This is a genomic window from Pseudomonas sp. LS_2 (assembly GCF_042709235.1).
Taxonomy (GTDB): domain Bacteria; phylum Pseudomonadota; class Gammaproteobacteria; order Pseudomonadales; family Pseudomonadaceae; genus Aquipseudomonas.
The window spans coordinates 1-4,488 of the sequence record NZ_JAVAYC010000058.1; the positions used below are offsets into that span (position 1 = coordinate 1).

The following is a 4,488-nucleotide window of genomic DNA, read 5'->3' on the forward strand; positions in this document are numbered from 1 at the left end:
TCACCCGACGGTTGCGCGCGCGGTTCACGGCGCTGTTGTTCTTGGCCAGCGGGTAGCGCTCGCCATGGAAGCGCACGGTGATCTGCTCGTCCGGCACCCCATGGGCCTTGAAGTAGTCCGCCACCGCCAGTGCACGGCGACGCGAGGCGTCGCGGTTGGTCAGGCGGTTGCCGCTGTTGTCGGAGTGGCCATCGAGCTCTATGTGGTTGACCGACGGGTCGGCCTTCAGGTAGTCGAGGATCACATCCAGACGCGCGCGCTGTGAACTGTCCAGGTCGAAGCCGGTGCCCGGGAAGCTGACCTGAGTCTGGCGAATCTGATCGTAGTTCATCGGCAGCAGCTTGCTGGCGCACACCTGGTAGTCGGTATAGGCCTTGGCGAAGCTGATCGGCAGCACACGCACTTCCATTGGCCTGCCGCCCTCGCCGGCATGGTTGCGCACCACCGTGCTGCGGCCATCGAGCAGGCCATTGATCAAGCGGCTGGCCTGGCCCTGGGACGAGCTGAACAGCACACCATTACGGTTCATGCGCACGGCGCCCAGGTTGATGTCGCTGCGCCCCGGCTGCCAAGGTGCGGCTGCCGCCAGCAGAATCGCCGAGCCCGCCCCCAGCGCATTGCTGTCCGAACGCAGCTGGAACACTGGCTGCTCGCCTGCACGTCGCACGAACTGGCCACTGCCGAAACCGTCGATCGGCTGGATCAGGCGGCATTCGAACTGGTCGCCTTCGACCTTCCAGGCGATGTTCTCCATGCGGGTCTGGAAAGTCAGTGCCCCGGCCGGCAGGCTGGCAAACAGGGTGAGCAGGGCTAGGTAACGCTGGCGCACGGGCGGCTCCACAGATTGTGACGGCTTACACCAAGGCTATCGGAAGCATGTAGGAAAACTTGATAGCCGTGCTCGGCACGGGCTTTTCCGGTAGCATTGCCGCTTGAGTTCGACCCGCCTGGAAACCCCAATGTCCGATCGCCTGACCCTCCTGCGCCCCGACGACTGGCACATCCATCTGCGTGATGGTGCCGTCCTGCAACACACCGTCGGCGACGTGGCGCGTACCTTCGCCCGCGCCATCATCATGCCCAACCTGGTACCACCGGTGCGCAATGCCGCCGAGGCCAGTGCCTACCGTGAGCGCATCCTCGCAGCGCGCCCCACCGGTAGCCGCTTCGAGCCCTTGATGGTGCTTTATCTCACCGACCGCACCAGTCCCGAGGATATCCGCGCGGCCAAGGCCAGCGGCGTGGTGTACGCTGCCAAGCTGTACCCGGCCGGCGCCACCACCAACTCCGATTCGGGCGTGACCAGCATCGACAACATCTTCCCGGCGATCGAGGCCCTGGCCGAGACCGGTATGCCGCTGCTGGTGCATGGCGAAGTGACCCGCGCGGAAATCGACGTGTTCGACCGCGAGAAGCGCTTCATCGATGAGCACATGCGTCGCCTGGTCGAGCGCTTCCCCACCCTGAAGGTGGTTTTCGAACACATCACCACCCGTGATGCCGCGCAGTTCGTCAGCGAGGCCCCGGCCAACGTCGGCGCCACCATCACCGCCCAGCACCTGCTGTACAACCGCAACCACATGCTGGTGGGCGGCATTCGTCCGCACTACTACTGCCTGCCGATCCTCAAGCGCAACACCCACCAGGTGGCACTGCTGGATGCCGCTACCAGCGGTAGCCCGAAGTTCTTCCTTGGCACCGACTCGGCGCCCCACGCCAAGCACGCCAAGGAAGCCGCCTGCGGTTGCGCCGGCTGCTACACCGCCTATGCCGCCATCGAGCTGTACGCCGAGGCGTTCGAGCAGCGCGATGCACTGGACAAGCTGGAAGGCTTCGCCAGCCTGCATGGCCCAGCATTCTATGGCCTGCCGGCCAATACCGACACCATCACCCTGGTGCGCGAGGAATGGACCGCCCCTGAAAGCCTGCCCTTCGGTGATAACACCGTGATCCCGCTGCGCGCTGGTGAAAAACTGCGCTGGCGCCTGCTGGAGGACAACGCGTGAGCGAAGACCTCTACGACGATGAACAGGATGGCTCGGTCGGCAGCGGCTCGCGCCACCCCATGGCCGAGCGTTTTCGCGGCTACCTGCCGGTAGTGGTGGACGTCGAGACCGGCGGCTTCAACAGCGCCACCGACGCGCTGCTGGAAATCGCCGCCGTCACCATCGGCATGGACGAGAAAGGCTTCCTGTTCCCGGAACACACCTACTTCTACCGCGTCGAGCCGTTCGAAGGCGCCAACATCGAAGCGGCGGCCCTGGAGTTCACCGGGATCAAGCTGGACCACCCGCTGCGCATGGCGGTGAGCGAGGAAACCGCGCTTACCGACATCTTCCGTGGCGTGCGCAAGGCGCTCAAGGCCAACGGCTGCAAGCGGGCGATCCTGGTCGGGCACAACAGCAGCTTCGATTTGGGCTTCCTCAACGCGGCGGTGGCGCGTACCGACCTCAAGCGCAACCCCTTCCACCCGTTTTCCAGCTTCGATACCGCCACCCTGGCGGGCCTAGCCTACGGCCAGACCGTGCTGGCGCGTGCCTGCCAGAGCGCCGACATCGACTTCGACGGACGCGAGGCGCATTCGGCGCGCTACGACACCGAAAAGACCGCCGAGCTGTTCTGCGGCATCGTCAACCGCTGGAAGGAAATGGGCGGCTGGCGCGACTTCGACGATTGAGCTGCCCAGTGCGCGCATAAAAAAACCGGCCACGAAGGCCGGTTTTTTTATGCGCTTGGCGATTACAGCTTGCCAGCGTTCTCGCTCAGGTAGGCAGCAACGCCCTCTGGCGAAGCGTTCATGCCCTTGTCGCCTTTTTTCCAGTTGGCCGGGCAAACTTCGCCGTGCTCTTCGTGGAATTGCAGAGCATCGACCAGGCGCAGCAGCTCGTCCATGTTACGGCCCAGCGGCAGGTCGTTGACGATCTGCGAGCGAACCACACCATTGGTGTCGATCAGGAAAGCGCCACGGAAGGCCACGCCGCCTTCGGACTCGACGTCGTAGGCCTTGCAGATTTCGTGGGTCATGTCGGCGGCCAGGGTGTACTTGACCGGGCCGATGCCGCCGTTGTTGACCGGGGTGTTACGCCAGGCGTTGTGGGTGAAGTGCGAGTCGATCGAGACGCCGATCACTTCGACGTTGCGCGCCTGGAAGTCAGGAATGCGGTTGTCCAGGGCGATCAGCTCGGACGGGCAGACGAAGGTGAAGTCCAGTGGGTAGAAGAACACCAGGCCGTACTTGCCCTTGATGGCCGAAGCCAGGTTGAAGCTGTCGACGATCTCGCCGTTGCCCAGCACGGCCGGTACGGTGAAGTCGGGGGCTTGTTTGCCAACGAGTACGCTCATTCGTTATCTCCTGAGGATGGTGAAAATGCTCCGCCGGGGAAAAGTATCCACCCGACATCAACAGAGGCCGACCATCATACACAGGTTGGCGTGACAGTCCGAATCCAACCACCGGTCGCTCAAGCACGGGGCTTTGGGAAAGAGTTTTGACAAGCATTCTCATTACCATTACTCTCCACCCATCGACTCAACAGCAATGGCCTGCCCTTATGTATGTGTGTCTCTGTGTCGGCGTGACCGATGGACAGATCCGCGATGCGATCTACGAAGGATGCTGCAGCTACAAGGAAGTCCGAGCCGCCACCGATGTGGCCAGCCAATGTGGCAAATGCGCCTGCCTCGCCAAGCAGGTGGTTCGTGAAACCCTGACCGAACTGCAGGTCAGCCAGCAAGCCGCACTGCCCTACCCGGCAGAATTCAACGCGGCCTGATACAGCTATTTTCGAAGAACCGGGCCTTGTGCCCGGTTTTTTTATGCCTGCAATTCAATAAGTTAGCGCCATAACGCGGTTCACAAACATTCTTATTCCTATTAAATTTCACTTATTATTCAATAACTTAGGTTTGACACAAGAAGTTGTCGGGCTCAAACTTCGCTGTATTGGCACACTTCTACAGGGCAGGAACCCGGCATGAAAGGCGACGTCAGCGTCATCAAGCATCTCAACACCATCCTCGGTAACGAGCTGGTCGCGATCAACCAGTATTTCCTGCACGCACGTATGTACGAAGACTGGGGCCTGAACAAACTCGGCAAGCACGAGTACAAGGAATCCATCGATGAGATGAAACACGCTGACAAGATCATCAAGCGTATTCTGTTCCTCGAAGGCATTCCCAATGTCCAGGACCTGGGCAAGCTGCTGATCGGCGAGCACACCAAGGAAATGCTCGAGTGCGACCTGAAGATCGAAAAGAAGGGCTTGGTCGACCTCAAGGCCGCCATCGCCCACTGCGAGACCGCCGGTGACTTTGGCTCCCGTGAAATGCTCGAAGACATCCTCGAGTCCGAGGAAGAACACATCGACTGGCTGGAAACCCAGCTGGGCCTGATCGACAAGATCGGCATCGAGAACTACCTGCAATCGCAGATGGGCGAAGAGTAAAAGCACTTTTCCCGGCCCATGAAAAAGCCCCGCCTAGGCG

The 4,488-nt window shown here is 61.4% G+C and carries 6 protein-coding genes; 4 read left to right on the forward strand and 2 right to left on the reverse strand.

Features of this window, described 5'->3' with window-relative positions; all coding sequences use genetic code 11:
* Window positions 1-829, reverse strand: an 829-nt coding sequence (locus RAC97_RS24425; protein WP_379671517.1) for an OmpA family protein, incomplete at its 3' end; no start/stop codon positions are given.
* Window positions 830-959: 130 nt separating this feature from the next.
* On the opposite strand from RAC97_RS24425, the gene pyrC reads away from it, so the two are divergent.
* Both pyrC and rnt read left to right on the forward strand, forming a co-directional pair.
* Window positions 960-2,006, forward strand: coding sequence for a dihydroorotase (gene pyrC / locus RAC97_RS24430; RefSeq protein ID WP_375102194.1), 1,047 nt, complete (start codon window positions 960-962; stop codon window positions 2,004-2,006).
* A complete protein-coding gene (gene rnt, locus RAC97_RS24435; protein ID WP_375102195.1) occupies window positions 2,003-2,677 on the forward strand; it encodes a ribonuclease T in 675 nt (224 codons plus the stop codon). Before pyrC ends, rnt begins: the two co-directional genes overlap by 4 nt.
* Window positions 2,678-2,739: 62 nt before the next feature.
* Here the strand turns inward: rnt and RAC97_RS24440 are convergent, their stop codons facing one another.
* Window positions 2,740-3,342 carry a peroxiredoxin gene (locus RAC97_RS24440; RefSeq protein WP_062573056.1) on the reverse strand — a complete coding sequence of 201 codons (603 nt, stop codon included), beginning with the start codon at window positions 3,340-3,342 and terminating at the stop codon, window positions 2,740-2,742.
* Window positions 3,343-3,551: 209 nt separating this feature from the next.
* On the opposite strand from RAC97_RS24440, the gene RAC97_RS24445 reads away from it, so the two are divergent.
* Both RAC97_RS24445 and bfr read left to right on the forward strand, forming a co-directional pair.
* Window positions 3,552-3,773 carry a bacterioferritin-associated ferredoxin gene (locus RAC97_RS24445; protein WP_375102196.1) on the forward strand — a complete coding sequence of 74 codons (222 nt, stop codon included), beginning with the start codon at window positions 3,552-3,554 and terminating at the stop codon, window positions 3,771-3,773.
* Between the two features lie 201 nt (window positions 3,774-3,974).
* Window positions 3,975-4,448 (forward strand): bacterioferritin, encoded by a 474-nt coding sequence (bfr, locus tag RAC97_RS24450; RefSeq protein ID WP_375102197.1) that lies wholly within the window; start codon window positions 3,975-3,977, stop codon window positions 4,446-4,448.
* Window positions 4,449-4,488 lie beyond the last annotated feature (40 nt).

Excerpts from the sequence above, each read along its gene's own strand:
- pyrC (WP_375102194.1), top strand. The coding sequence starts at position 960 with ATGTCCGATCGCCTGACCCTCCTGCGCCCCGACGACTGGCACATCCAT.
- RAC97_RS24440 (WP_062573056.1), bottom strand. The coding sequence starts at position 3,342 with ATGAGCGTACTCGTTGGCAAACAAGCCCCCGACTTCACCGTACCGGCC.
- RAC97_RS24445 (WP_375102196.1), top strand. The coding sequence starts at position 3,552 with ATGTATGTGTGTCTCTGTGTCGGCGTGACCGATGGACAGATCCGCGAT.
- bfr (WP_375102197.1), top strand. The coding sequence starts at position 3,975 with ATGAAAGGCGACGTCAGCGTCATCAAGCATCTCAACACCATCCTCGGT.